The following is a 26,010-nucleotide window of genomic DNA, read 5'->3' as shown; positions in this document are numbered from 1 at the left end:
GTAGCGTGACCCGGGGCGTCGTGGTGCCCGCCGCGCGGGCCGCGCCAGGGTGAGCGGCCGGGCGCATCGCCGGCGGTGCCCGCCGCGGTCGCGGGCGTTGTCGCCATCGAGCACGAAAAAAAAGCCCGCATTGCTGCGGGCTCAAGTTCTGCTGCAAAGCGTTCGCCCGGGGGCGGTCAGTGCGGCCGCGCCAGATCGTCGATCAGCACGCGCAGGAAGCGCGCGGCCTCGCCGCCGGTGCAGGCGCGGTGGTCGAACGTGACCGACAGCGGGATGACCTTGTGGGTTTCCACCCCGCCCATCACCGGCGTCACCTGGAAGCGGGCGCGCCCGGCGGCGACGATGGCCACGCACGGCGGCACCACCACCGGGGTGGCATAGCGGCCGGCGAACATGCCGAAGTTGGACAGGCTGATGGTGTAGCCGCTCAGTTCCGACGGGGCGATGCTGCGCTCTTCCACCTGCTGGCGCAGGCGGTTGATGCCTTCGCGGACGCCGCGCGCGTCGAGCATGTCGGCGTTGCGCAGGGCCGGCACGAACAGGCCGTCGTCGGTGTCCACGGCAATGCCGATGTCCACCTGCGCGTGCAGGGTGCGGGTGAGGGTGTCGCCGTCGAACCAGGCGTTCATCGCCGGCACCGCCTGGCAGGCGGCGACGATGCCGCGCACCAGCCGCGAGGTCATGTCGTTGCCCGGTGCCCAGGCATGGATGTCGGCATCGTCGGTCAGCGTGGTCGGCACGACCTTGCTGTGCGCGTCGGCCATCACCCGCGCCATGTTGCGGCGCACGCCCTTGAGCGGCTCCGGCTGGCCCTTGGCGACCACGCCCGGGGGCGCGGTGCGCATCGGCCTGCCGGCGGCGGACAGCGGCGTGCGCGCGGCATCGGCACGCACGGCCGGCGCCGGCGCGGCGGCCTGGACCGCCTGCGGTGCCGCTGCCGGCGCGCTGCCGACCTTGGCGGTGCCGGCCTCGGCGGCCTGCTTCACGTCGCTCATCGTCACCGCGCCGTCGGCGCCGGTGGCACGCACCCGCGCCAGGTCCACGCCGAGCTTGCGCGCCATCGCGCGCACCGCCGGCACCGCCTTGACCCCGCCCACGGCCACGGCCTGTTCGGTGTGCACGGCGTTGGAGCTGACCATCGCCCCGACCACGGTGCCTTCGTCGGCACGTTCGGCGGCAGCGGGAGCCGGTGCCGGCGCCGCGGCAGGCGCGGGCGCCGCAGCGGCCGCTGCCGGTGCGCCGTGGTGGTGGCCGGTGTCCTGGCCTTCGGCGCGCTGCGGCAGGTTCGGATCGATCTCGAACTGGGCCAGCATGTGCCCGGTCACCACGATGTCGCCGGCGCCGCCGGCCAGCTTCAGCACCTTGCCGGAGACCGGCGACGGCACTTCCACCACCGCCTTGGCGGTCTCCATCGACACCAGCGGCTCGTCCAGCTTGATCACGTCGCCTTCCTTGACGAACCACTCCACGATGGTCGCGTCCGGCAGGCCTTCGCCCAGGTCGGGCAGGTTGAAGTTCTTGGTCTGGCTCATTTCAGGGGGTTTCTTCCAGTAGTTCCAGGTCGCGTGCCGGCAGCCAGCCGAGCGCACCATTGGCGCGTTCGGCCCACCACCAGCCACCGTGTTCGTGATGCAGTCGCACCATCTCGCCGCTGTCCACGTCCAGCTCCTGCGCGGTGTAGTCGCGCAGCGCCTCGGCGCGGTCGTCGCCGAGCACGCGCAGCCACGCCACCGGCGCCCAGCCGGCGCGGTTGTCGGCGGTGCGCACCCAGGCGAAGTCCGGCCATTCCTCGTCGCGCACGCCGAGCTCGACGATCTCCCCGGCGTGGAAACGCAACGGCACCGGGTACTGGCTGCGGTAGGCGTTGAGCAGTCGCGCGCGCATGTCAGCCGGCCGCCACCGCGCGCCTTGCCGCCGCCACGATCCGCTCCACGCTCGGCAGGTATTTCATTTCCAGCCGGAACAGCGGGATGTGGGTGTCGTAGCCGGTGACGCGCTCGACCGGCGCCAGCAGGTCGTACATCGACTCCTCGGCCAGGCGCGCGGCGATTTCGGCACCGAAGCCGGCGGTCTTGGGCGCTTCCTGCACGATCACGCAGCGGCCGGTCTTGGCCACCGACTCGGCGATGGTGGCGAAGTCCAGCGGGCGCAGCGTGGCGACGTCGATGACCTCGGCGCTGATGCCTTCGCCGGCCAGCTTGTCGGCCGCTTCCAGCGCTTCCTTGACCTGCGCGCCCCAGGCCACCAGGGTCACGTCGGTGCCGTCGCGCAGCACGAAGCACACGTCCAGCGGCAGCGCCTCGCCGTCGTTGGCGACCACTTCCTTGTACTGGCGGTAGATGCGCTTGGGCTCCATGTAGATCACCGGATCCGGCTCGCGGATCGCCGCCAGCAGCAGCCCATAGGCGCGCTGCGGGCTGGACGGCAGCACCACGCGCAGGCCCGGCACGTTGGTGAAGATGGCCTCGTTGGCCTCGCTGTGGTGTTCCGGCGCGCGGATGCCGCCGCCCCACGGCACGCGCAGCACCATCGGGCAGTGCAGGCGGCCGCGGGTGCGGTTACGCATGCGCGCGGCGTGGCAGATGATGTGGTCGACCATCGGGTAGACGAAGCCGTCGAACTGCGCTTCGGCCACCGGCTTCATGCCCTGCACGGCCAGGCCGACGGTGAGTCCGGCGATGGTGGTCTCGTCCAGCGGGGTGTCGAGCACGCGCTGCGCGCCGAACTTCTGCTGCAGGCCGGCGGTGGCGCGGAACACGCCGCCGTTGACGCCCACGTCCTCGCCCAGCACCAGCACCGACGGGTCGTGCTCCATTTCCCAGGCCAGCGCCTGGGTCACGGCTTCGATCAGGGTGATGGGGGTGGCGGTCATGGGGGTCTCTCCGCTGGCGCCGGTCGCGCCGTGGTCGCTGGCAAGGTCGTGGCCGGCCGGGACGCCGGTGCTGCGCTTGATGTCATCCATGGCGCTGCTCCAGGGCAATGGCCGCGGCGCGCTGGGCCAGCAGGTCCGGCGGCGGGTCGGCATACAGGTAGTCGAACATGGCCTCCACCGGCTGCACCGGGCAGTTGAGGTAGGCATTGACCTCCTCGTCCACGCGCGCGCCGCATTCGGCGATCCAGTTCTTCTCCTCTTCCTCGCTCCACACGCCCTGCGCGGTCAGGTACCTGCGCAGGCGGATCAGCGGCTCCTTCAGCCACGCGGCCTTGACCTCGGCGTCGTCGCGGTAGCGGCGCGCGTCGTCGGCGGTGGTGTGGTCGGACAGGCGGTAGGTGAGGAACTCCAGCACGGTGCCGCCCTGGCCGGACAGGGCACGCTCGCGCGCCTGTTCCATCGCCGCCAGCACCGCGATCAGGTCGTTGCCGTCCACCTGCAGGCAGAACAGGCCGCCGGCCAGGCCCTTCTGGGCCAGGGTCTGGGCGCCGGTCTGGGCCGAACGCGGCACCGAGATCGCCCAGCCGTTGTTGACCACGCACAGGATCAGCGGCAGCTGGTAGGCGCCGGCCGAGTTCACCGCGGCGTAGAAGTCGGTCTTGGAGCTGCCGCCGTCGCCGCACACGGTCACCGCCACCTGCGGCTTGCCCTGCAGCTTGAACGACAGCGCCGAGCCGGCCGCGTGCAGGCACTGGGTCGAGATCGGCACGCAGATCGGGAAGTCGCGCGCGGCGTCGCTGTCGCGGTCGTAATCGCTGCCGCGCTCGTCGCCGCCCCAGTACATCAGCACGTCGCGCGGGCGCACGCCGCGCATGAACATGGCGCCGTACTCGCGGTAGCTGGGGGCGAACACGTCGCCGGGCTTCATCGCCGCGCCGATCCCGACGTGGGCCGCTTCATGGCCCAGGCAGGAGGCGAAGGTGCCGAGCTTGCCGGTGCGCTGCAGGGCCACGGCCTTGGTGTCGAACACCCGGGTGGCCAGCATCTGCCGGAACAGGGGCAGCAGCGCGCGCGGATCGCGCAACGAGGCCGGCAGGTCGTCGCGTACCAGGGTGCCGTCGGCATCCAGGTACTGCAGGTAGTCGATGTGGAACTGGGCGGAAACCGTCATTGCAGCAACACCTTGGACAGATGGTTTCAAATGATAGGAATTGCGCATGGTAAGGAATCGGGCGGGAAAAGCCGTCCTGCGCCGCAGCACGAAATCCGTGCGCCGGCCCATGGGCGGCCGCCGCGGCACGTGGATCCAACGCATTCAGCCAGCCGCCGCGGCCACCGGCCGATTGTCGCGCCGGTTGCAATCGCAAGTGTTCGCTTTCCGTTTGCGCGGGCAGCGGCCGCCGCCCGGGCCGGGTTACCCTTTGCGCCCCACGCAGATGGCAAGGCCGATGACCGTAGAACAGAACCAGCGTGAGCTCGAAGCCGGCATCCACACCGACCTGCACGGCCGGCTCACCTATGGCGGCTACCTCTGCCTGGACCGGCTGCTGTCGGCGCAGCAGCCGTTGTCCAGCCCGGCGCACCACGACGAGATGCTGTTCATCATCCAGCACCAGACCTCGGAGCTGTGGCTGAAGCTGCTCGACCATGAACTGCGCGCGGCCATCGGCTTCCTGCAGCGCGACCAGGTCTGGCAGTGCCGCAAGGTGCTGGCGCGCGGCAAGCAGGTGCTGCGCCAGCTGACCGAGCAATGGTCGGTGCTGGAAACCCTGACCCCGTCCGAGTACCTGGGCTTCCGCGACGTGCTCGGCCCGGCCTCCGGGTTCCAGTCGCTGCAGTACCGCTGCATCGAGTTCCTGCTGGGCAACAAGAACGCGGACATGCTGGCGGTGTTCGACTACGACCCGGAGGGCCAGGGGCGGCTGCGCCGGACCCTGGAGGCGCCGAGCCTGTACGAGGAGTTCCTGCGCTACCTGGCGCGCTTCGGCCATGCGGTCCCGCCGGAGTACGCCGGCCACGACTGGACCCGCCCGCATGTCAGTGATCCGGCGCTGCGGCCGGTGTTCGAGCGCATCTACCAGGACACCGACCGCTACTGGCGTGAGTATTCGCTGTGCGAGGACCTGGTGGACCTGGAGTCGGCGTTCCAGCTGTGGCGCTTCCGCCACATGCGCACGGTCATGCGGATCATCGGCTTCCGCCGCGGCACCGGCGGCTCCAGCGGCGTGGGCTTCCTCAAGCAGGCGCTGGAACTGACCTTCTTCCCGGAGCTGTTCGAGGTGCGCACCAGCATCCGCGGCGACACCGGGCCGGCCCCCGCCGGCGCCTGAAACGCCAGCGTATTCAGCATGTTGCGCGCGGCCGCCGGCGGTCACGGCCGCTGCCCGCCGCGCGCGGCCCGGGCCGCGGGCGCGGCGCTTGTGGATTTGACGTGAAGCCGGCGCTTCGGTGATCCTCGCGCGTCGTGCCGATTCCGGCCGACTTCCTTTGCATCATCTGCCCAACGAATCACTCAGGGGGAAACCCAGCATGAGCGCTGCCGCGCCGAATTCCGCATCCACCCCGGCGCCCGTGCCGGAGTTCAAGAACCTCCTCGGCCACCCGCGTCCGCTGTGGATGCTGTTCATGACCGAGTTCTGGGAACGCTTCGCGTTCTACGGCATCCGCTGGGCGCTGGCGCTGTACATCGTCGCCCAGTTCGCCGAGAGCCAGGCCGGGGCCAGCAAGCTCTACGGCGCCTATCTGGCGCTGGTCTACGCGGCGGCGCTGTTCGGCGGTTTCGTCGCCGACCGCATCATCGGCTACCAGCGCTCGATCCTGATCGGCGCGGCGGTGATGTCGCTGGGCCTGTTCCTGATCGCCATTCCCGACGACCGCGTGTTCCGCATCGGCCTGGCCACGATCATCGCCGGCAACGGCCTGTTCAAGCCCAACATCTCCAGCATGGTCGGGCAGCTGTACGGCATCAATGATTCGCGCCGCGATTCGGGCTTCACCATCTTCTACATGGGCATCAACGCCGGCGCGCTGGTCGCCCCGGTGCTGACCGGCATCCTGGCCGACAAGCTGTTCGGCACCGAGGCCATGCCGGCCTACAAGTACGTGTTCATCGCCTCGGGCATCGGCATGCTGATCAGCCTGGTGTGGTTCTGGATCGGCCGCCGCCAGCTTGGCAGCGTCGGCGCGGCCCCGGCCGGGGCGGGCATTGGCCGCACCATCGCGGTGCTAGTCGGCGCGCTGGTCGCGGTGCCGGTGGCCTATGGCCTGCTGACGATCGACGCCGGCATCCTCGGCTGGATCCTGGGCGCGCTGTTCACCGCGCTGTGCGTGATGATCCTGGTCGAGGGCATCCGCGAGGGCAAGGTGGCGCGCGACCGCTCCATCGCCATGCTGATCATCTTCGTGTTCAACGTGCTGTTCTTCATGTTCTTCGAACAGGCCGGCAGCTCGTTCAACTTCCTGGCGCAGAACATCGTCGACCGCGACCTGGCGGGCTGGATCTTCCCGATCGGCTGGTTCCAGTCGGTGAACTCGGTGGCCATCCTGGCGCTGGGCCCGATCTTCGTGTGGCTGTGGACCGCGCTGGGCAAGGCCAACCCGTCGATCCCGCGCAAGTTCGGCCTGGGCCTGATCTTCAACGGCCTGGCCTTCCTGCTGCTGATGTACGCGCTGTCCTCGCTGGTCGACGACGCCGGCAAGATCCCGTTCTGGACCCTGTTCATGGTCTACGTGATCCAGACCGTGGGCGAGCTGTGCTTGTCGCCGATCGGGCTGTCGATGACCACCAAGCTGGCCCCGCTCAAGGTCGTCGGCCTGGCGATGGGCGGCTGGTTCCTGTCCACCGCCATCGGCAACAACCTGTCGGGCATCTTCGCCGCGGTGGTCAGCGGTGAAAGCGGCATGACCGTCGAGTCGGCGCTGAAGGGGTATACCTTCGGCTTCTGGTCGCTGCTGGGCGCCGGCGTGCTGCTGTTCCTGATCGCGCCGCTGGTGCAGAAGCTGATGCATGGCGTGAAGTGAGGAAACAACGATGAAGCGGATGTCCGGTGGAATATCCCTGCTCCTGGCGGCGCTGCTGGGGGGCTGTGCGCAGCCACCGGCACCGCCGGCGGAGAAGGTGCAGCCGCTGGATACCTCCGAACAGAAGGCGCCGGTGGCCGATACCAGCCAGCCGGTCGCCTCGGGCAATACCCCGGCCGCGGCGGACATCGCCGCCGTGGCCGCGCTCAACGCGCAGTTCGACCCCGCGCGCGACCCGGTCGCCGACCTGGAGACGGCCAAGGTCGAGGCCCAGCGCGGCGGCAAGCGGATCGTGCTGGACGTGGGCGGCGAGTGGTGCTCCTGGTGCCACCTGATGGACGCCTTCATGGAAGGCGACTCGGAGATCCGCCGCTTCCGCGACGCGCATTACGTGTGGATGAAGGTCAACTACAGCGAGGACAACGAGAACGCGGCGTTCCTGTCGCGCTTCCCCGCCATCACCGCCTACCCGCACCTGTTCGTGCTCGACGCCGAGGGCCAGCTGCTGCATTCGCAGTTCACCGGCGAACTGGAGAAGGGCAAGGGCTACGACCGCGCCCGCTTCTTTGCGTTCCTCAAGCAATGGGCGCCGCCGGCCACGCCCTGAGCAGGGCGCGGGCGAGGCAAGCGACGGCGCCGCAGGGCGCCGTTTTCGATCCGGACTTCATTTCCGTGGCCAGCGGCCGCTAACGGGAGCATTCGCTTGCTCGCCGGGGCCGATTGCCGATGTCGCTTCCTTCCGATGCCACCCCCGAAACCAGCGTCCCGGCCGTCGCCGGGGCGACGGGCACGGGCCTGCCCACGGTGGACGCGCTGATGGACGAGCAGCCACCCGCCGATGCAGATGCCGATGCGCCGGCGCCGCGCTACCGGCTGCCGCAGTCGGCGGTGCCGCCGACCATCATGCTGCAGGCCGCGGTGGCGCGGCTGGTGGAGCAGAAGGAGCGCATCGACCGGCTGGCCCGCGAAGGCCTGCTCGACGGCCTGTTCCCCGCCGAGTGGAGCGCGGTGCCGGGCAACGAGCTGCGCGCGTTCGTCGCCTCGGTGGTGCCGTTCGCCTCGGACAGCGTGCGCGGCGAGACCGTCGCCGCGCGGGTGCCGTTGAAGTACCTGCTGGGCCAGTCGCATCGCTGGGGAAGGGATGACGTCGCCGAGCCCCGTTCGCTGAGTGCGTTCCTGGCCAGCGACGAACGCGCCGCCGCGGGCGCGGCCGATGCGGCCGAGGTGATGCTGCTGGGGCCGCTGGGGCTGGGCTGGGCCCAGGTCGGCCGCAGCCGGGTCGGCTTCCTGCGTGCGATGGGGGCCGAGTCGCTGGCCGCGCGGGTCACCGCGTTGCCGTACCCGGCGCCGGAGCAGCTGGCGCTGTACCAGGTGAGCGTTGCCGGCGCCACGCAGGTCTGGTGCGTGCTGGACAACCGCAGGCTGCGCGCGCTGTCGGCGCCGTCGCTGAGTGTCCCGTTGTTGACCGCCTACGGCGTCGTCGCGCCACAGGCGTGGCCGGCGCAATGGCCCGATCCGGTCGAGGTGGATGCCGAACTTGGCCTGGCCAGGGCTGGCAAGGGGCCCATGAGGTTGACCTGGTCAGGCTGGTGGACAAGATCCAGCGCAGCCGGGCCGGCGAGGCCTGGAGCAGCGCGAGCCTGATGCAGCTGCATACCTGGGTGCCCCGCTGGCGCTTCTTCCTGGCCTCGTTCATCGGCCTGCCGGCGGCACTGCTGCTGATCGCGGCGCTGGCCCTGCCCGGTCGCGTCGAGGCCGCGGCGGTGGCGGCGGCGCTCGGCTTCGCCGGTGGCGCCATTGCCGCGCTGGCCGCGCCGTGGATCTACGCGCGCCGCAAGTTCCTGAGCTGAGCAGAGCGGTGGATGCGCAGCCTGCGCCGCATGGACTGCATCGGGACGTCTCCTGCAGGGCCTGCCCCGCTTTCACGGGAGGGACCCCCAGGCGTTTCAATCCAGGGTCATCTGCGCCAGGCCGGCATCGGCCAGGCGGGTGATGAGCCGTTCCAGCACCTGCTCTTCTTCTTCGGTGAGCACCGACATCAGCTTGCGGGTGATCTCCATCACCATCGGCGCGACGGTCTCGTAGACCTCGAAACCGGCCGCCGACAGCGCCAGCACCGAGCGGCGGCGGTCGTCGCCATGGGTCTCGCGGCGGATGAAGCCGCGCTCCAGCAGGCGCGCCACCGCGCGGCTCACCGCGACCTTGTCCATCGCCGTGCGTTCGGACACCTCGCTCGCCGACGAGCCGGGGTACAGCGCCAGGATGGTGATCACGCGCCATTCCGGGATCGACAGGCCATAGCGCTCGCCGTACAGGCGCGCGATGTTGCCGCTGACCCGGTTGGACAGCACGCTGATGCGGTAGGGCAGGAACTGTTCTAGATCGAGCAGCACGTGCGAGGCACGGATGCTGGTGGACTTGCTGTAATCGGAAGCGCTCATGCTGCAGTGCACCTTGATGGTGGTTTCATGTGAAACTATAACCTTCGGTTCTGACCCGCGTTCGCCGCGTGTCTTCCTGTATTGCGCCGCCGGCTGCGGCGACGACCCACTTCCGGAGGCAACCCATGAACACCCACGTCCACGCCGCATCCAACGCGCCCAACCTGGGCATGCAGGTGACCACCTTCGAGAACCCGATGGGCATCGACGGTTTCGAGTTCGTCGAATTCGCCGCGCCGGCCGGTCAGGCCGCCGGGCTGCACGACTACTTCAGGAACATGGGATTCACTGCCGTGCTCCGCCATCGGCAGCGTGCTATTACCGTCTACCGTCAAGGCGGCGTCAACTTCCTGGTGAACGAGGAGCCGGATTCGTTCGCCGCCGACTTCGCCGCCAAGCACGGCCCGTGCGCCTGCGGTTTCGCCATCCGCTTCCAGAAGCCGGCCGCCGAGGTGCTGTCCGCGGCGCTGGGCAACGGCGCCGAGGAAGTGACACTGCTGGCCGACACCCGCGCGGTGCCGGCGCCGGTGATCAAGGGCATCGGCGACTGCATGCTGTACCTGGTGGACCGCTATGGCGAGGCCGGCAGCATCTACGATGCGGACTACGTGCCGGTGGACGGCGCCGAGCAGGACCCGAAGGGCTTCGGCCTGACCTTCATCGACCACCTGACCCACAACCTGTACCTGGGCAACATGCAGAAGTGGTCGGATTACTACGAGCGCCTGTTCAACTTCCGCGAGATCCGCTACTTCGACATCAAGGGCGCCAAGACCGGCCTGGTGTCCAAGGCGATGACCGCGCCGGACGGCATCGTGCGCATTCCGCTCAACGAGTCGTCCGACCCGAAGAGCCAGATCAACGAGTACCTGGACGCGTACAAGGGCGAGGGCATCCAGCACATCGCCTGCTTCACCGACAACATCTATGACACCGTCGAGGCGATGCGTGCGCACGGCATCGAGTTCCTGGACACGCCGGACACCTACTTCGACGTGGTCGACCTGCGCATCCCCGACAATGGCGAGGACGTGCCGCGCCTGCGCAGGAACAAGATCCTGATCGACGCCGACCCGGAAACCAAGCAGCGCAAGCTGCTGCAGATCTTCACCCAGAACTGCATCGGCCCGATCTTCTTCGAGATCATCCAGCGCAAGGGCAACGAAGGTTTCGGTGAAGGCAACTTCCAGGCGCTGTTCGAGAGCATCGAGCGCGACCAGATCAAGCGCGGCGTGCTGTAAGCAAAGCGCTCCAGGCCCCTCTCCGGTAGGGAGAGGGCTCTGAAAACAGCAAACAGGCAGGCAGCTCCATGCTCAGCAACGATTATCAGACCGGTTTCGGCAACGAGTTCGCCACCGAGGCGGTGCCCGGCACCCTGCCGGTGGGGCGCAACTCGCCGCAGCGCGTGACCCACGGGCTGTATGCCGAGCAGCTGACCGGCACCGCGTTCACCGCGCCGCGCGGCAGCAACCGCCGCAGCTGGCTGTACCGCATCCGCCCGGCGGCCATGCACGGCGAGTTCACCCCGTTCGCGCAGCCGTGCCTGCACGGCGATTTCAGCCACGCGGCGGTGTCGCCCAACCAGCTGCGCTGGAACCCGCTGCCGCTGCCGCAGGCGCCCACCGATTTCGTCGAGGGCCTGTACACCATGGGCGGCAACGGCTCGCCCGAGGCGCATGCCGGCGCCGCGATCCACCTGTACGCGGCCAACGCCGACATGCGCGGCCGCTACTTCTACAACGCCGATGGCGAGCTGCTGGTCGTGCCGCAGCTGGGCCGGCTGCGGCTGCGCACCGAGATGGGCGTGCTGGAGGTCGAACCGCAGCAGATCGCGGTGATCCCGCGCGGCGTGCGTTTCGCGGTGGAGCTGCCGGACGGGCAGGCGCGCGGCTATGTCTGCGAGAACTTCGGCGCGCTGCTGAAGCTGCCCGACCTCGGCCCGATCGGCAGCAACGGCCTGGCCAACCCGCGTGATTTCGAAACGCCGGTGGCCGCGTACGAGCACCTGGAGGGCGATTTCGAACTGGTCGCCAAGTTCCAGGGCCGGCTATGGCGCGCGGGCATCGGCCATTCGCCGCTGGACGTGGTCGGCTGGCATGGCAACTACGCGCCGTACCGCTACGACCTGCGCCGCTTCAACACCATCGGCTCGATCAGCCATGACCATCCGGACCCGTCGATTTTCCTGGTGTTGCATTCGCCCAGCGACACGCCCGGCACCAGCAACCTGGATTTCGTGATCTTCCCGCCGCGCTGGCTGGTGGCCCAGGACACGTTCCGCCCGCCGTGGTTCCACCGCAACATCGCCAGCGAGTTCATGGGCCTGGTGCATGGCGCGTACGACGCCAAGGCCGAGGGCTTCGTGCCGGGCGGCTGCTCGATCCACAACTGCATGACCGGCCATGGCCCGGACGCGGCCACGTTCGACAAGGCCTCCGCCGCCGACCTGTCGCGGCCGGACGTGATCACCGACACCATGGCGTTCATGTTCGAGACCCGTGGCGTGATCCGCCCGACCGAGCAGGCCATCGCCGCCGCGCACCGGCAGCGCGACTACCAGGCCTGCTGGAGCGGGCTGCGCGACAACTTCGCGCCGCCGCGGTGACTCAGGCCGGCAGCGGTGTGTCCAGCACCGCTGCCAGGCAAGACTCGGGCAGTACTTCGCGCAGGCGATCGCGCACGCGGCCGACGTAGCCGTCCGACGCCATTGCCGGCAACTGCGCCAGCGCCAGCCGCAGCGCATGCACGGTATCGTCTTCGCCGCGGGTGGCCTGCAGCAGCTGGTGCAGGCGCGCGGCGGCGGGGTGGCGCTGCAGTGCCAGCATGTCCAGCAGGTAGATGCGCGCGGCCACCAGCGAGCGGCGCCGTGCCGCCGCCGATGGCGCGGCGTCGGGCACGGCTGCCGGCGCCGGTTCCGGCTGTGCCATGTGCAGGTAGCCGTCACGCTGCAGCCGCGCGATCAGGGCCGGGGCGTCGTCACCGAGCAGGGTGACCAGCTCGGCCAGGTCGCGCTTGCCGTCGCACAGGATCAGGGCGCGGCGCTGGCGCAGGTCCAGCGGGGCACGGTGGGCCTGGAGGGCGGCATGCGCGAGGTCGGTCTTGCGCGGTTGCATGGGCGGAAGGGCGATGCGGCGCGGAGCCCCAAGCCTGCCCGTCGCAGGTGAAAGCGTGATGACATGGGCGCCGCCTGCGCGCGTCGCCTCAGTCGCCGTCGCGCGCTTCCGGCGGTGGCAGCTGTTCCCTGCGCGCGCTGTCGTCGCCCGGCACTTCCGGCCGGCTTTCCATCATCAGCGACAGGGCCGCCTTGGCCATCATGTGGGCGCTCACCGGTGCGGTGATGAACAGGAACACGGTGATCAGCAGCTCGCGTGGCTGCGGATCCTCGCCGAGGAAGATGTGGTACGCCACCGAGCACACCAGCACGCAGCCCACGCCCAGCGTGCTGGCCTTGGTGGGGGCGTGCAGGCGCTTGAAGAAGTCCGACAACCGGACCAGGCCGAGCGCGCCGACCAGGATGAAGAAGCAGCCGAACAGCAGCAGCGCCGACAGCACGAAGGGCAGCACGGCCATCATTCGACGATGTCCCGGCGCAGCACGAACTTGCTCAGCACCACGGTGCTGCAGAAGCCGAGCATGGCGATCACCAGCGCGGCCTCGAAGTAGACCGCCGAATTGAGGTACATGCCGAACAGCATCAGTTCGGCGATGGCGGTAACCGAAAGCGTGTCCAGGGCGAGGATGCGGTCGGGCACCGTCGGCCCGCGCAGCAGGCGCCACAGCGCCAGCAGCATCGCCAGCGCGACCATGTGCATGCACACCACCACGGTGGTCTGGAAAACCAGGAGTCCGGTCACGGGAAGATCTCCATCAGCGGCGCCTCGTAGCGGGACTTGATCTCGGCGATCAGGGCCTGCGGGTCCTCCAGGTGCAGCACGTGCACCAGCAGGTAGCGGCGGTCGTCGGACAGGGCGGAGGACACCGTGCCCGGGGTGAGGGTGATGAGGCTGGTCAGCGCGGCGATGCCGTGGATGTTGCCGATGTCCAGCGGCACCCAGATGAACCCCGGGGTGAGCCTGCGCTCGGGCCCCAGCACCTGCGCGGCGACGCGGAAGTTGGACAGCAGGATGTCCCACAACATCACGCATACCAGCCGCGGCAATGGCCGCAGCGTGCCGATGCGGGCGAACTCGCGGTCAAGGCGCGCGGCGAACAGCGGAATCACCACGCCCAGCAACATGCCGAGCAGCAGCTGGCCGAGGTCGAAGCTGGCGGACATGACCAGCCAGAACGCGACCACGGTGATCGACAGCGCGGGCGAGGGGAACAGCCGCCGCAGCAGGGGCCGGCGCGCGCTCATGGCAGCCTCGATTGCGGCGTGGCGCCGCGCACGTCGTGCAGGTATTGCTGCGGCGCCAGCAGCTGCGCGGCAATGGCGTCGGTCTGCCGCATCAGCGGCGCGGCGAACACGCTCATCGCCAGTGCGCAGGCCAGCAGCGCGGTGGTGGCGGCGGTCTCGAACGGTCGCGCCGGCACTTCGCTCGCGGGTGCTGGCGGCGCGTCGTCCTCGCCGGGCACGTGCCAGAACAGGCGGATGCCGCTGCGTACCAGGCCGATGATCACCAGCAGGCTGCTGCCCAGTACCGCCGCCCAGACCAGTCCGGTATGCGCGTCGGGCACCGCCGACAGCAGCGCGGCCTTGGCCAGGAAGCCGGCCAGCGGTGGCAGCCCCGCCACCGCCACCGCGCCGACCAGGAACAGCAGGCCGGGGATGGTCTTGCCCGGCAGCGCGGCGGCCAGGTCGCGTTCGCCGCGTTCGCCGGCGCGCCAGCGCCGGCGGCGGATCAGGTCGGCGACCAGGAACAGTGCGGCCGCGGTGAACGTGCTGTGCGGCAGGTAGTACAGCCCGGCCGAGATGGTCCCGGCGTTGCCCAGCGCGAAGGCGATGAACAGGGTCGCCGCCGAAACCACCACCAGGTACGCCACCTGCACCCGCAGCCGGGTCGCCGCCAGTGCGCCCAGCGCGCCCAGCAGCAGGGTGCCGATGCCGGCCCACAGCAGCCAGCCGGCGCCATAGCCGGCCAGTGCGCCGGCGCCCTCGCCGAACCACAGCGTGCCGACGCGCAGCACCGCGTACAGGCCGACCTTGGTCATGATCACGAACAGCGCCGCCACCGCCGCCGGTGCGCGCGCATACGATTCGGGCAGCCACAGGTACAGCGGCAGCAGCGCGGCCTTGGCGCAGAACACCACCAGCAGCAGGCCCAGCGCGGCCTTGGCCAGCTTCAGGTGGGTCGGCGGAAGCTCGGCGATGCGCTGCCCGATCTCGGCCATGTTGAGCGTGCCCAGGGTGGCATAGAGCATGCCCAGTGCGATCAGGAACACGGTCGAGGCCGAGACGTTGAACACCACGTAGTGCAGGCCGATGCGCAGGCGCAGGCCGCGGCCGCCGGACAGCAGCAGGCCGTAGGAGGCGATCAGCAGCACCTCGAAGAACACGAACAGGTTGAAGATGTCCCCGGTCAGGAAGGCGCCGTTGAGACCGACCAGCTGGAACTGGAACAGGGCATGGAAGTGCGGCGCGCGGCGGTCCCAGCCGGTGCACGCATGCAACAGGCAGGCCGCGGCCAGCAGCAGCGTGGTGCCAAGCATCCAGCCGGCCAGGCGGTCGGCGACCAGGGCGATGCCCAGCCGCGCCGGCCAGTCGCCCAGCAGGTACACCATGGTCTCGCCCTGGCTGGTGGCGGCGATCAGCAGCCCTTCGACCAGTGCCAGTACCACCATGCTGGCCCAGGCCACGCTGCGCTGCACCTTCGGCCCGTAGCGCCGGTGTTCGACGAACAACGACAGCGACGCGCCCAGCAGCGGTACCAGGACCGGCAGAATCGGCAGGTGGTTCATGCGCCCTCCCGGTTGCCGGCGTCGCGGCCGTCGTCGGGCTCGTGCGCGTCGACGTGGTCGCTGTGGTTGTCACTGCGGCTGCGTATCGCCAGCACGATGCTGACCGCGGTCATGGCGAAGGCGATGACGATGGCGGTCAGTACCAGCGCCTGCGGCAGCGGGTCGGTGTAGTGCGCCAGGTCCGGGGCCACGCCGTCCTTGAGCACCGGCGCCTTGCCGCTGGCCAGGCGCCCGGCGCTGAAGATCAGCAGGTTGGTGGCATAGGACAGGAAGGTCATGCCGAGGATGACGTCGAAGCTGCGCGCGCGCAGCAGCAGGTACACGCCGATCGCGGTGAGCACGCCAATCGCGCTTGCCAGGGCCAGTTCCATCAATGCATCTCCCCGGTGCGCGGCGAACGGCGGTGGATGTCGATCTCGCCATGGCGCGCGCTGCGCGTGCGCGACGGCTTGACGGTGCCCATCATCGACAGGATCAGCATCACCCCGCCGAACACCACCAGGTACACGCCGGTGTCAAAGCCCATCGCGCTGGCCAGCGGCAGCTCGCCGATCAGCGGCAGGTGCAGGTCGAGGTGGCCGCTGGTCAGGAACGGAACCCCGAACAGCATCGACGCCATGCCGCTGAGCACGGCGACCAGCAGGCCCACGCCGATGCAGCGGATGTAATCGAAGCCGAAGCGCGATTCCACCGACACCGTGCCCTGGATCACGTACTGGATCAGCAGCGGCACCGCCAGCACCAGCCCGGCGATGAAGCCACCGCCCGGGGCGTTGTGGCCACGCAGGAACAGGAAGATCGACACGGTGAGGGTGAGCGGGAACATGATCTGCGCCAGGTCGGCCGGTACCGGCAGCTTGATCGGCGGGCCGGGCATGATCTGCTCGGGCGCCATGCGCGCGCGGCGCAGCAGCGCATGCACCACCAGCGCGGCGATGCCGAACACGGTGATTTCGCCGAAGGTATCGAAGCCGCGGAAGTCGACCAGGATCACGTTCACCACGTTGCGGCCGTAGGCCTCGGGCAGCGCGCGCTGCAGCATCTCGCCGGCCACGGTGTTGGGCGGCAGGGTCATCATGGTGTAGGCCAGCGCGGCCAGGCCGCCGCCGGCGACCACCGCGATCAGCGCGTCGCGGCGCTTGCGCCACGGCGTGCGCTCGGGTGGCGACTGCGCCGGCAGGTAGTTCATGCCCAGCAGCATCAGCACCAGGGTCACCATCTCCACCATCAGCTGGGTCAACGCCAGGTCCGGCGCGGACAGGAACACGAACGCCAGCGCCACCATCAGCCCGGAACCGCCCACCACGATCACCGCCAGCAGGCGCTGCCGGTACAGGAACAGCGCGCCCAGGGCGCAGGCCAGCATCACCAGCCACAGTGCCCAGCCCAGCAGCGGCATCGGCTGCGCCGCCGGCCAGGCCGGCCATGCCGGGGCGGCGGCGTACGGCGCACCGGCCACGATCACCGCCACCAGCACCAGCGCCAGCAGCATGCGCTGCAGGCTGCCGTCCGCCAGCGCGTGGGTGATGCGCTGGGCCAGCCCGAACAGCGCGTCCATGCCGCGCTGGAACAGCAGCTTGCCGACCGGGCGGTTGCGCGCGGCATACAGGTCGGTGCGCCGGCGCAGGCCGGCATACAGCGCGATGCCGCCGGCCACGCCGACCGCGCTCATCGCCAGGGGCAGGTTGAAGCCGTGCCAGACCGACAGGCTGTAGACGGGCATGGCGGCGCCGAGGATCGACTGCGCGGCGGCGTGCAGCACGGGGGCCACGGTCAGCGCCGGGGCAATGCCGACCGCCAGGCAGATCAGCACCAGCACCTCCACCGGGACCTTCATCCAGCGCGGCGGTTCGTGCGGCACCCCTCGATGTCGAGCGGGCCCTTGCCGAAGAAGGTGTCGTGGACGAAGCGCAGGCTGTAGGCGACGCCGAGGATGCCGGCCAGCAGCGCGGCCGAGCTCATCGCCGTGCGCATCCACTGCGGGCCGCCGGTGGCCAGCGCCTCGGCGAACAGCATTTCCTTGGACAGGAAGCCGTTGAGCAGCGGGATGCCCGCCATCGCCAGCGAGGCGATGATCGCCAGCGTGCTGGTGATGGGCATCAGCCGCCGCAGGCCGCCAAGGCGGCGCATGTCACGGGTGCCGGTTTCGTGGTCGATGATCCCCGCGGCCATGAACAGCGAGGCCTTGAAGGTGGCGTGGTTGAGGATATGGAACACGCCGGCGACCACGGCCATCGGCGTGGACAGGCCGAACAGCAGGGTGATCAGGCCCAAGTGCGAGATCGTCGAATAGGCCAGCAGGCCCTTGAGGTCATGCTGGAAGATCGCATTCCAGGCGCCGACCAGCAGGGTGATCGCGCCAATGCCGCTGACCAGGTAGAAGAACAGTTCGCTGCCGGCCAGCGCCGGGTGCAGCCGCGCCAGCAGGAACACACCGGCCTTCACCATCGTCGCCGAGTGCAGGTAGGCCGATACCGGGGTGGGCGCGGCCATCGCGTGCGGCAGCCAGAAATGGAACGGGAACTGCGCGCTCTTGGTGAAGATGCCGGCCAGAACCAGCAGCAGCGCCCACGGATACAGCGCGCTGCCACGGATCAGGTCGCCCGAGGCCAGCACCACGTCCAGGTCGAAGCTGCCGACGATGCGGCCGATCAGCAGCACGCCGGCCAGCAGCGCCAGCCCGCCGCCGCCGGTGACGACGAACGCCATGCGCGCGCCCTCGCGGGCGTCGCGGCGGTGCGACCAGAAGCCGATCAGCAGGAACGAACTGATGCTGGTCAGCTCCCAGAACACCATCAGCAGCAGCAGGTTGCCGGACAGCACCATGCCCAGCATCGCGCCCATGAACAGCAGCAGGCAGCTGTAGAAGCGGCGCGTGCTGTCCTGCGCCGAGAGGTAGTAGCGCGCGTACAGCACCACCAGCGCGCCGATGCCCAGCACCAGCCCGGCGAACATCCACGCCAGCCCGTCCAGGCGCAGGGTGGCCTCCAGCCCGATCCGCGGCAGCCAGGGCCAGCTTTCGCGCAGTACCGCGCCGTCGAGCACGGCCGGGGTCATCGTTCCCAGCAGCACCAGGCCCAGCAGGGGGGCGGCACCGGCCACCCACGCCGCGGCCGTGCGCGACAGGCGGCCATGCAGGGCGATGAGCGCGGCCATCAGGAATGGCAGCGCGAGCAGCAGGGGGAGAACGGATGTCATGCAGGGAATGCGGGATTCGCGAGCAGGTCCAGCAGTCTAGCAGGCGCTTTTTTGCCGCCGGAACCCCGTAGATGAACGAGCCGTTCGGGTTCGCGGTCCGCGCCGGGCGCCCCGGGTGGCCGGCGTCCGCGCCCCGGCAGCAGGCCCGGCCGCCCCCGGCGGAACGGGCCGGCGTGGCGCTGCCGGAGGGCGGACGCGCGTGCGCTGCGGCGCGCCTGGCAGGCGCGGAGACCGGCCCGCCAGGCACCGGCAACGGCGCGTCCGGTGTTCGCGCCGCGGATGCCATCGCGGTGCCCATGGCGGTGGCCGTGCGCGGACATGGCGCGTCGCTGTGCCGCCATCGCCTATGCTGTCCGCATGGAAGCAGGGCAACACGCAGAAGACATGCCGCGGCGGGCACTGGTGTTCGGCGGCAGCGGGCAGATCGGCGAACGGCTGCTGGCCGGGCTGCTGGCCGATGGCTGGAGGGTGCAGGCCGTGTCGCGCGCGCCGCGTGCGGCCGCGCCGGGGCTGAGCTGGCGACAGGGCGACCTGTCCGGCGACTGGCGGGACGATGGCCCGTTCGATGCGGTGTTCAGCTGCGGCCCGCTCGACCACTTTGCGCGCTGGTATCAGGCCGCGGACATCGCCGCGCCGCGGGTGGTCGCGTTCGGCTCGACCAGCGTCGAGGTCAAGGAGGACTCGCGCGAACCGGCCGAGCGCGATGTCGCGCGCCGCCTGCGTGAGGCCGAGGCCACGCTGTTCGCCGTCGCACGCGCCCGTGGCGTGGCCGCCACGGTGCTGCGGCCGACCCTGGTCTATGGCGCCGGCCGCGATGCCACGCTGACCGCGATCGCGCGGCTGGCCACCCGCAGCGGCGTGTTCGTGCTGCCGGCCGGGGCCGACGGCCTGCGCCAGCCGGTGCACGTGCAGGATCTGGCCGACGCCGCGCTGCAGGTGTTGCGGCACCCGGCCACCGCCGGGCACGCCTATGCGCTCGGCGGTGGCGAGCGCCTGGCCTATGCGGAAATGGTGCGGCGGGTGCTGGCGTCGCTGCAGCCGCCGCCGCGGCTGTTGCGGGTGCCGGCGCCGCTGTTCCGCGGGGCGTTGGCGATGGCCCATGCCATGGGCCGCCTGCGCGGCATGAACGCCGCCGCGCTGGCACGCATGCGCGAGCCGCTGGTGTTCGATATCGACCCGGCACGCCGCGACTTCGGCTATGCGCCACGCCCGTTCCATCCCACCCGGGACATGTTCGGGCTGTAGTGCGGGGCTCGCCCCGCATCCACGGTCCCTGGCCTGCCCGCGGGTGCGCGCCGCTCAGTACTTCCAGCCGAACTGCCGGTACAGCTTGGCCAGCACCCAGATCGGCCCGATCAGCAGATAGGTCAGGTCGGTGAGGAAGCTGGGCCGGCGGCCTTCAATGTGGTGGCCGATGAACTGCGCGATCCAGGCGACGACGAACACGCCGACGCCGGCGTACAGCAGGCCGCGCACGCCGATGCGGTCCTCCAGCAGCCGGCACAGGCAGCCGGAGACGAAGAACAGGATCAGCATGCCGATGCCCAGCGACCGCGACAGGCGGTTGTAGTACGCCCATGCGCCGAACATCGCCAGCGCCGCCCAGATGCCGTTCTGGAACCAGGGCAGCAGCGGCGGGATGCACCACAACAGAGCGATCACCGACCACAGGATGGCCGGCACCGCGACCACGTGGATGGCCTGGTTGACGGGATTGCGGTGGTCGCCGGAATAGCTGGCGAACCAACGGTCGATGGGGCGTGCGGCACTCATGTCCATGCGGCCTCTTCTCCCGGCAGGGGCGGTGGCGCGCGCCCCGACGGGCGCGCGGGGAACTCAGTCGATGTGGATGCCCGCCAGCTTCTGCAGGGCCTCGGCGTACTTGTCGCGGGTGCGCGCGATCACCTCGGCCGGCAGCGCCGGGCCCGGGGCGGTCTTGTTCCAGTCCAGCGTTTCCAGGTAGTCGCGCACGAACTGCTTGTCGTAGCTCGGCGGGCTGGTGCCGACCGCGTACTCGTCGGCCGGCCAGTAGCGCGAGGAGTCGGGCGTGAGCATCTCGTCCATGATGTACAGGCGGCCGTCGGCGTCGGTGCCGAACTCGAACTTGGTGTCGGCCAGCAGGATGCCGCGCTCAGCCGCGTACTCGGCGGCGAACTTGTAGATGCGCAGGGTCGCGTCGCGCACCTTCTCGGCAAGCTCGGCGCCCACCGCCTTGACCATCGCGTCGAAGTCGATGTTCTCGTCGTGGTCGCCCACCGCGGCCTTGGTGGACGGGGTGAAGATCGGCTCGGGCAGCTGCTGCGCCTGCTGCAGGCCGTCGGGCAGCTTGATGCCGCTGACCTGGCCGGTGCGCTGGTAGTCCTTCCAGCCGCTGCCGATCAGGTAGCCGCGGGCGATGGCCTCCACCGGCACCGGCTTGAGCCTGCGGGTGACCACCGCGCGCCGGGCGTACAGCGCCGGGTCCACGCCGTCGGGCAGCACGCTGGCCACGTCGATGCCGGTCAGGTGGTTGGGCATCAGGTGCGCGGTCTTGGCAAACCAGAAATTGGACACCTGGCACAGCATCTCGCCCTTGCCCGGGATCGGGTCGGGCAGCACCACGTCGAACGCGGACAGGCGGTCGGTGGCCACGATGAGCAGGTAATCGCCGGCAGGCGTGTCGGCCGGCAGGCGTTCGCGCGGGATATCGAATACATCGCGCACCTTGCCGCGGTGGCGCAAGGGCAGGCCGGGAAGATCGGATTGCAGCAGCGTGGTCGGCACGGGCACTCCTGGAACTTGGCGATGAAGCCGTCGGCACAGGACCCGGGGGCCCGCGGCGGGACGGCGGGCGGCCTAGTGTAAGGCCGTCCGGGGCGGCTGTGGCATAAAATACGGCCCCGATCTTCAAGGCCACGGCCCCGCCCATGCGCTGGTACGGAAAACTGCTGGGATTCATCGCCGGCGCCCTGCTGTTCAGGCCCAACCCGCTGTTCGGCGCGGTGGTGGGCATGCTGCTGGGGCATGCGTTCGACAGCGACTGGTTCAGGCTCGGCAAGGACCTGCCCTACCGCGAGCTGGGGGTGACCCGCGAGGCCAGCGATGCCGAGATCGACCTGGCCTACCGCCGCCTGATCTCCCAGTACCACCCCGACAAGCTGGCCGGTGCAGCGCCCGAACTGCGCGCCCAGGCCGAGAAGAAGGCCCGGCAGATCAACGCCGCCTACGACCGCATCAAAACCCTGCGCAAGCGCTGAAAGGCCCCGTCATGTCCAACTGCATCATCGCCCCGTCCATCCTCTCGGCCGACTTCGCCCGGCTCGGCGAGGAGGTCGACACCGTCCTCGCCGCCGGTGCCGATTGGGTCCATTTCGACGTGATGGACAACCATTACGTGCCCAACCTGACCATCGGCCCGATGGTCTGCCAGGCGCTGCGCAGGCATGGCGTGACCGCGCCGATCGACGTGCACCTGATGGTCGAGCCGGTGGACCGCATCGTGCCGGACTTCGCCGAGGCCGGCGCCAGCCTGATCAGCTTTCACCCGGAAGCGTCGCGGCACGTCCACCGCACCATCCAGCTGATCAAGGCACATGGCTGCAAGGCCGGTCTGGTGCTGAACCCGGCGACCCCGGTGGAAGTGCTCGACTGGGTGCTGGAGGACCTGGACCTGGTGCTGCTGATGTCGGTCAACCCCGGCTTCGGCGGCCAGGCGTTCATTCCCTCGACCCTGGAGAAGCTGCGCGCGGTGCGGGCGATGATCGACAAGCTCGGCAAGCCGGTGATCCTGGAAGTGGACGGCGGGGTCAAGGCCGACAACATCGGCCAGATCGCCGCCGCCGGCGCCGACGCCTTCGTTGCCGGCTCGGCCATCTTCAACGCCCCGGACTACGCGCAGGTGATCGCGCAGATGCGCGCCAACGTCGCCGCGGCGCGGGGTGAGCATGGCTGCCGGCCTGCACATCCGTCCGGCCACCGCCGATGATGCGGGCCTGATCCTGCATTTCATCCGCGAACTGGCGATCTACGAAAGGGCCGAATCGTCGGTGCAGACCGACGAGGCCGGGATCCGCGCCAGCCTGTTTGGTGCCGATGCCAAGGCGCAGGCGCTGGTCTGCGAGCGCGACGGGCAGGCCATCGGCTACGCGGTCTACTTCTACAACTATTCCACCTGGCTGGGCCGCAACGGCATCTACCTGGAAGACCTGTACGTCAGCCCGGAACATCGCGGCTGCGGGGCGGGCAAGGCACTGCTGCAGCACATCGCGCGGCTGGCGGTGGCGCAGGGCTGCGGCCGCTTCGAGTGGTCGGTACTGGACTGGAACACGCCGGCGATCGACTTCTACCGCGCCGCCGGCGCGCTGCCGCAGGACGAGTGGACCGTGTACCGGCTGCAGGGCGACGCGCTGCGGCGGTTCGCCGAGGGCTGAGGCACGGCATGGGTGCCGGCGTCGCGGTAACCGCCGCGCCGGCCGGCACCGGCAAAAAGAAGGCCGTGGCATCGTTGCCACGGCCGGGGGAATTCGTGGGAGGCTGATCCTGCCTCCATCCATCGTCCCTGCTATGGCCTCCCATGCTCCGCCGGTTCGATGACGCGGCGATGACGGCCGCGTTGCGGTTGCGTGGCGGATGCACATTACAGCGCGTTCATGCCTGCGCCACGCTCCCGTTAGCCGGCGCGGCGCAATCTGTCGGCGATGGTTGGAAACGCCATCTTCCCGAACTTCCACGCTGTAGCCCGCCCAAAGGATCACGCACATGAAGACCTCCGCCCTGCTCCTCGCCGTCGGCCTGGCCCTGGGGGCCGGCACCGCGTTCGCCGCCCAGTCGACCCCGGCCACCCCCGCCACGCCCGCCACCCCGGCGGCCCCGGCCATGCAGATGGCGCCGGCGGCCAAGACCACCACCGCGCCGGCCACCAAGCACCACGCCAAGAAGCACCACCAGCACGCCGCCGCGGCCAAGCCGGCAACGCCCGCCACCCCGGCAGACGGCAAGTAAGTCCCCGGCCCGGGAGGGTCACGCCGGTCCGTCGGCCGGCGTGATCCGCCTGCGTCCGGTCGAGTCACCGTGACCGAGGGCAGGGCCATGAACACCAGCATCCATCACCCGTATTCGCTGGCGGCCCTGGTCATGCTGGCGGTCCTGGGGGGCACGGGTCTGCCCGGCACACCTGCGGCCCCGGCTACGCCCGCGGGCGCCAGTGCGCCGGCTTCCGCACCCCGCCCGGCAACGGCAAAAGTGCTGCCGCGCTGCCTCAAGCGCAGCGCGCTGGGCAAATGCGAGCGCCGCGCGCCAGCCGCGTCCGGCGGCAACCGCGCCGCCCCCGCGGCAACGCCCGCTCCGACCCGCTGAACCGCGCCGCCGCCGGCGCTATGCTTGCCCGACCCAGGCCACAGCCACGCCGTCATGCGCATACTGGTCGTCGAGGACGATACCCAGATTTCGGCCTACATCGCCAAGGGACTGCGCGAGGACGGGCACGTCGTCGACTGCGTGGACAACGGCCGCGATGGCCTGTTCATGGCCACTACCGAAACCTACGCGGCGGTCGTGCTGGACCGCATGCTGCCCGGCCTGGACGGGCTCACCGTGCTGCGCACGCTGCGCGGCGCCGGCAATACGGTGCCGGTGCTGCTGCTGACCGCGCTGGCCGATGTCGACCACCGGGTGGAAGGCTTGCGCGCCGGTGCCGACGACTACCTGGTCAAGCCGTTCGCGTTCGCCGAACTCAGTGCCCGGCTCGATGGCCTGTCGCGGCGCGCTCCCGGGGCATCGCCGGCCGCCGTGTCGACGCGGCTGCAGGTGGCCGACCTGGAACTGGACCTGCTGCGCCGCACCGCCTCGCGCGCAGGCCGTGCCATCGACCTGCTGCCGCGCGAGTTCATGCTGCTGGAGTACCTGATGCGCAACGCCGGCCGCGTGGTCACCCGCACCATGCTGCTGGAGTCGGTGTGGAACTACCATTTCGATCCGCAGACCAACGTGATCGACGTGCATATCAGCCGCCTGCGGCAGAAGATCGACCATGGCTTCGCCACGCCGCTGCTGCATACGGTGCGCGGTGCCGGCTACCGGCTCGACGGCTGATGCGCCTGCCGCGCTCCACCACCTCGCGGCTGGCGCTGGCGGTGTCGGTCGCGTTCCTGCTGGCGTTCATCGTGCTCGGCACCGGCGTCTATGCCGCGGTGTCCGCCCTGCTCGAGCGCGACGCGCACGAGGTCGTGCGTACCGACGCGGCCGGGCTGCGCGATCTCTACCGGCACGCCGGCTACGCGCGGCTGCGCGAGGAACTGCAGGGGCGTATCGGCACCCCGGACGACCCGGACATGGTGTACATGCTGCTGGACGCGCGCGGCGAGGTCATCGTCGGCACGCTGGCGAACGTGCCGGGCTGGACCGCGCATGCGCGCTGGCTGGAGTTCACCGACGTCGAGGCCGACGACGCCCCGCGGGTGGTCGCGCACCAGCAGCGGCTGGACAACGGCCAGTACCTGGTCGCCGGCCTGCGCATGCGTTCGGAGGACGGCTTCCTGCGCCTGATCCTGCACTCGGCGCTGGCCGCGCTGCTGGCGGCGGCGGTGATGGGGGCGATGGTCGGCGGCTGGACCTCGCGCTGGGTGGCGCGCCGGCTCGGCAGCCTGGACCGCACCGCCGAGCGGGTGGCGGCCGGCGAAATGGACCTGCGCGTGCGCAGCGATGGCAGTGGCGATGCCTTCGACCGCGTCGCGCTGCGCTTCAATGGCATGCTCGACCGGATCCAGGCGCTGCTCGACGCGGTGCGCCACGCCACCGATCACATCGCCCATGACCTGCGCACCCCGCTGAGCCGCCTGCGCACCCGGCTGGAGACGATGCGCGCGGTACCGGCCATTGCCGCGTCGCCGGCGGCGCTGGCCGAACTGGAGTCGGGGCTGGCCGAGGCCGACGGCCTGCTGCAGTCTTTTTCCGCGCTGCTGCGGCTGTCGCGGATCGAGGCGCAGGCGGCGACCACCGACGATGCCACCGTGGTCGACCTGGACCAGCTGGTCGCCGACGTGGTCGAGCTTTACCAGCCGGTTGCCGCGCAGCGCGGCATGCGCCTGTGCGTCTCCGGCGTGCCGCTGCAGGTGGCGGGCGACCCCGACCAGCTGTTCCAGGTGCTGGTGAACCTGCTCGACAACGCGCTCAAGTACGGGCCCACCGGCGGTACCGTCAGCGTGGACACGGCGGTGGACGGCGAGCATGCCGTGCTGCGCATCCGCGACCAGGGCCCGGGCATCCCCGAAGGCGACCGCCAGCGCGTGTTCGATCGCTTCGAACGCCTGCAGGCCGACCGCGGCCAGCCCGGTACCGGGCTGGGCCTGAGCCTGGTGCGCGCCATCGTCAGCCGCCATCGCGGCACCGTTGTGCTGTCCGCGGGCGACCCGGGCCTGGGCGGCACCCCGGGGCTGTGCGTGACCGTGCAGCTGCCACGGCGGCCGCCCGCTGCCCTGGCCTGAGGCCCGTGGAGGGGCGCCGCGCACCCCCAGGCGGGCTTGGACAGTTGCCTGTGCAAGCGTTCCGGCCGGGCGCCGCGGCCCCCGCTGCGGCCCATTTGCGGTACAGTTGCGCGGTGTCCAT

General features: G+C 70.3%; 27 protein-coding genes and 1 pseudogene. 14 read left to right on the top strand and 14 right to left on the bottom strand.

The window, feature by feature from the left end:
* Positions 1-176: 176 nt before the first annotated feature.
* From B1L07_14205 to B1L07_14190, 4 genes are read right to left on the bottom strand one after another with little or no spacing between them, the layout of a single operon-like run.
* Positions 177-1,532, bottom strand: a complete 1,356-nt coding sequence (locus B1L07_14205) for a branched-chain alpha-keto acid dehydrogenase subunit E2 (GenBank protein ID AUZ56047.1) — start codon at positions 1,530-1,532, stop codon at positions 177-179.
* 1 nt (position 1,533) lies between these two features.
* Complete coding sequence (locus B1L07_14200) at positions 1,534-1,884, bottom strand: peptide-binding protein (GenBank protein AUZ56046.1); 351 nt, start codon at positions 1,882-1,884, stop codon at positions 1,534-1,536.
* 1 nt (position 1,885) lies between these two features.
* Positions 1,886-2,962: an alpha-ketoacid dehydrogenase subunit beta gene (locus B1L07_14195; GenBank protein ID AUZ56045.1), complete on the bottom strand. Its 1,077-nt coding sequence runs from the start codon at positions 2,960-2,962 to the stop codon at positions 1,886-1,888.
* Positions 2,955-4,043: a pyruvate dehydrogenase (acetyl-transferring) E1 component subunit alpha gene (locus B1L07_14190; GenBank protein AUZ56044.1), complete on the bottom strand. Its 1,089-nt coding sequence runs from the start codon at positions 4,041-4,043 to the stop codon at positions 2,955-2,957. The genes B1L07_14195 and B1L07_14190 overlap by 8 nt, the downstream gene beginning before the upstream one ends.
* Before the next feature lie 277 nt (positions 4,044-4,320).
* On the opposite strand from B1L07_14190, the gene B1L07_14185 reads away from it, so the two are divergent.
* From B1L07_14185 to B1L07_14165, 5 genes are all read left to right on the top strand, one after another.
* Positions 4,321-5,202, top strand: a complete 882-nt coding sequence (locus B1L07_14185; GenBank protein AUZ56043.1) for a tryptophan 2,3-dioxygenase — start codon at positions 4,321-4,323, stop codon at positions 5,200-5,202.
* Between the two features lie 199 nt (positions 5,203-5,401).
* The gene (locus B1L07_14180) at positions 5,402-6,892 is read left to right on the top strand and encodes an MFS transporter (protein AUZ56042.1); all 1,491 of its coding nucleotides are present in this window, start codon (positions 5,402-5,404) and stop codon (positions 6,890-6,892) included.
* Positions 6,893-6,902: 10 nt separating this feature from the next.
* The gene (locus tag B1L07_14175) at positions 6,903-7,499 is read left to right on the top strand and encodes a disulfide bond formation protein DsbD (GenBank protein AUZ56041.1); all 597 of its coding nucleotides are present in this window, start codon (positions 6,903-6,905) and stop codon (positions 7,497-7,499) included.
* 119 nt (positions 7,500-7,618) lie between these two features.
* The gene (locus B1L07_14170) at positions 7,619-8,536 is read left to right on the top strand and encodes a hypothetical protein (protein AUZ56040.1); all 918 of its coding nucleotides are present in this window, start codon (positions 7,619-7,621) and stop codon (positions 8,534-8,536) included.
* Entirely contained in the window at positions 8,482-8,742 is a 261-nt protein-coding gene (locus B1L07_14165; GenBank protein ID AUZ56039.1) for a hypothetical protein, read from the top strand. The genes B1L07_14170 and B1L07_14165 overlap by 55 nt, the downstream gene beginning before the upstream one ends.
* Positions 8,743-8,838: 96 nt before the next feature.
* Here the strand turns inward: B1L07_14165 and B1L07_14160 are convergent, their stop codons facing one another.
* Positions 8,839-9,333: a MarR family transcriptional regulator gene (locus B1L07_14160; GenBank protein AUZ56038.1), complete on the bottom strand. Its 495-nt coding sequence runs from the start codon at positions 9,331-9,333 to the stop codon at positions 8,839-8,841.
* 125 nt (positions 9,334-9,458) lie between these two features.
* Here B1L07_14160 and B1L07_14155 point away from each other — a divergent pair, with 125 nt between their 5' ends.
* On the top strand, positions 9,459-10,574 hold the full coding sequence (locus B1L07_14155; protein AUZ56037.1) for a 4-hydroxyphenylpyruvate dioxygenase: 1,116 nt from the start codon (positions 9,459-9,461) through the stop codon (positions 10,572-10,574).
* Between the two features lie 68 nt (positions 10,575-10,642).
* A complete protein-coding gene (locus B1L07_14150; protein AUZ56036.1) occupies positions 10,643-11,938 on the top strand; it encodes a homogentisate 1,2-dioxygenase in 1,296 nt (431 codons plus the stop codon).
* 1 nt (position 11,939) lies between these two features.
* On the opposite strand, the gene B1L07_14145 is transcribed toward B1L07_14150, so the two are convergent.
* The 7 genes and pseudogenes from B1L07_14145 to B1L07_14115 all read right to left on the bottom strand — a co-directional run bounded on the left by B1L07_14145 (position 11,940) and on the right by B1L07_14115 (position 18,429).
* Positions 11,940-12,446 carry a hypothetical protein gene (locus B1L07_14145; protein AUZ56035.1) on the bottom strand — a complete coding sequence of 169 codons (507 nt, stop codon included), beginning with the start codon at positions 12,444-12,446 and terminating at the stop codon, positions 11,940-11,942.
* An 88-nt stretch (positions 12,447-12,534) separates the two neighbouring features.
* Positions 12,535-12,906: a Na+/H+ antiporter subunit G gene (locus B1L07_14140; protein ID AUZ56034.1), complete on the bottom strand. Its 372-nt coding sequence runs from the start codon at positions 12,904-12,906 to the stop codon at positions 12,535-12,537.
* Positions 12,903-13,187, bottom strand: coding sequence for a K+/H+ antiporter subunit F (locus B1L07_14135; protein AUZ56033.1), 285 nt, complete (start codon positions 13,185-13,187; stop codon positions 12,903-12,905). The genes B1L07_14140 and B1L07_14135 overlap by 4 nt, the downstream gene beginning before the upstream one ends.
* The gene (locus B1L07_14130; GenBank protein AUZ56032.1) at positions 13,184-13,690 is read right to left on the bottom strand and encodes a Na+/H+ antiporter subunit E; all 507 of its coding nucleotides are present in this window, start codon (positions 13,688-13,690) and stop codon (positions 13,184-13,186) included. Before B1L07_14130 ends, B1L07_14135 begins: the two co-directional genes overlap by 4 nt.
* A complete protein-coding gene (locus tag B1L07_14125; protein AUZ56031.1) occupies positions 13,687-15,231 on the bottom strand; it encodes a monovalent cation/H+ antiporter subunit D in 1,545 nt (514 codons plus the stop codon). Before B1L07_14125 ends, B1L07_14130 begins: the two co-directional genes overlap by 4 nt.
* The gene (locus B1L07_14120; protein AUZ56030.1) at positions 15,228-15,602 is read right to left on the bottom strand and encodes a Na+/H+ antiporter subunit C; all 375 of its coding nucleotides are present in this window, start codon (positions 15,600-15,602) and stop codon (positions 15,228-15,230) included. Before B1L07_14120 ends, B1L07_14125 begins: the two co-directional genes overlap by 4 nt.
* A pseudogene (locus B1L07_14115) lies at positions 15,602-18,429 on the bottom strand (monovalent cation/H+ antiporter subunit A). The gene B1L07_14120 and the pseudogene B1L07_14115 overlap by 1 nt, the downstream one beginning before the upstream one ends.
* 357 nt (positions 18,430-18,786) lie before the next feature.
* On the opposite strand from B1L07_14115, the gene B1L07_14110 reads away from it, so the two are divergent.
* Positions 18,787-19,674 (top strand): nucleoside-diphosphate sugar epimerase, encoded by an 888-nt coding sequence (locus B1L07_14110; protein AUZ56029.1) that lies wholly within the window; start codon positions 18,787-18,789, stop codon positions 19,672-19,674.
* A gap of 54 nt (positions 19,675-19,728) precedes the next feature.
* Here B1L07_14110 and B1L07_14105 read toward each other — a convergent pair whose 3' ends face one another.
* Together B1L07_14105 and B1L07_14100 are read right to left on the bottom strand one after the other, a co-directional pair.
* Complete coding sequence (locus B1L07_14105) at positions 19,729-20,208, bottom strand: hypothetical protein (GenBank protein ID AUZ56028.1); 480 nt, start codon at positions 20,206-20,208, stop codon at positions 19,729-19,731.
* Between the two features lie 57 nt (positions 20,209-20,265).
* Complete coding sequence (locus B1L07_14100) at positions 20,266-21,192, bottom strand: phosphoribosylaminoimidazolesuccinocarboxamide synthase (GenBank protein ID AUZ56027.1); 927 nt, start codon at positions 21,190-21,192, stop codon at positions 20,266-20,268.
* A gap of 143 nt (positions 21,193-21,335) precedes the next feature.
* Here B1L07_14100 and B1L07_14095 point away from each other — a divergent pair, with 143 nt between their 5' ends.
* The 6 genes from B1L07_14095 (at position 21,336) to B1L07_14070 (ending at position 25,889) form a co-directional block, all read left to right on the top strand.
* Entirely contained in the window at positions 21,336-21,665 is a 330-nt protein-coding gene (locus B1L07_14095) for a hypothetical protein (protein ID AUZ56026.1), read from the top strand.
* 11 nt (positions 21,666-21,676) lie between these two features.
* Entirely contained in the window at positions 21,677-22,393 is a 717-nt protein-coding gene (locus B1L07_14090) for a ribulose-phosphate 3-epimerase (GenBank protein ID AUZ56025.1), read from the top strand.
* On the top strand, positions 22,353-22,838 hold the full coding sequence (locus B1L07_14085) for an N-acetyltransferase (protein ID AUZ56024.1): 486 nt from the start codon (positions 22,353-22,355) through the stop codon (positions 22,836-22,838). Before B1L07_14090 ends, B1L07_14085 begins: the two co-directional genes overlap by 41 nt.
* Before the next feature lie 328 nt (positions 22,839-23,166).
* The gene (locus B1L07_14080) at positions 23,167-23,409 is read left to right on the top strand and encodes a hypothetical protein (protein AUZ56023.1); all 243 of its coding nucleotides are present in this window, start codon (positions 23,167-23,169) and stop codon (positions 23,407-23,409) included.
* Positions 23,410-23,817: 408 nt separating this feature from the next.
* Positions 23,818-24,498: a DNA-binding response regulator gene (locus B1L07_14075; GenBank protein ID AUZ56022.1), complete on the top strand. Its 681-nt coding sequence runs from the start codon at positions 23,818-23,820 to the stop codon at positions 24,496-24,498.
* The gene (locus tag B1L07_14070; protein AUZ56021.1) at positions 24,498-25,889 is read left to right on the top strand and encodes a hypothetical protein; all 1,392 of its coding nucleotides are present in this window, start codon (positions 24,498-24,500) and stop codon (positions 25,887-25,889) included. The genes B1L07_14075 and B1L07_14070 overlap by 1 nt, the downstream gene beginning before the upstream one ends.
* Positions 25,890-26,010: the final 121 nt, after the last annotated feature.

Source organism: Stenotrophomonas acidaminiphila (assembly GCA_002951995.1).
Taxonomy (GTDB): domain Bacteria; phylum Pseudomonadota; class Gammaproteobacteria; order Xanthomonadales; family Xanthomonadaceae; genus Stenotrophomonas; species Stenotrophomonas acidaminiphila_A.
Note: the sequence above shows the minus strand (reverse complement) of the source record. Positions and strands in the feature narration are given on the sequence as shown.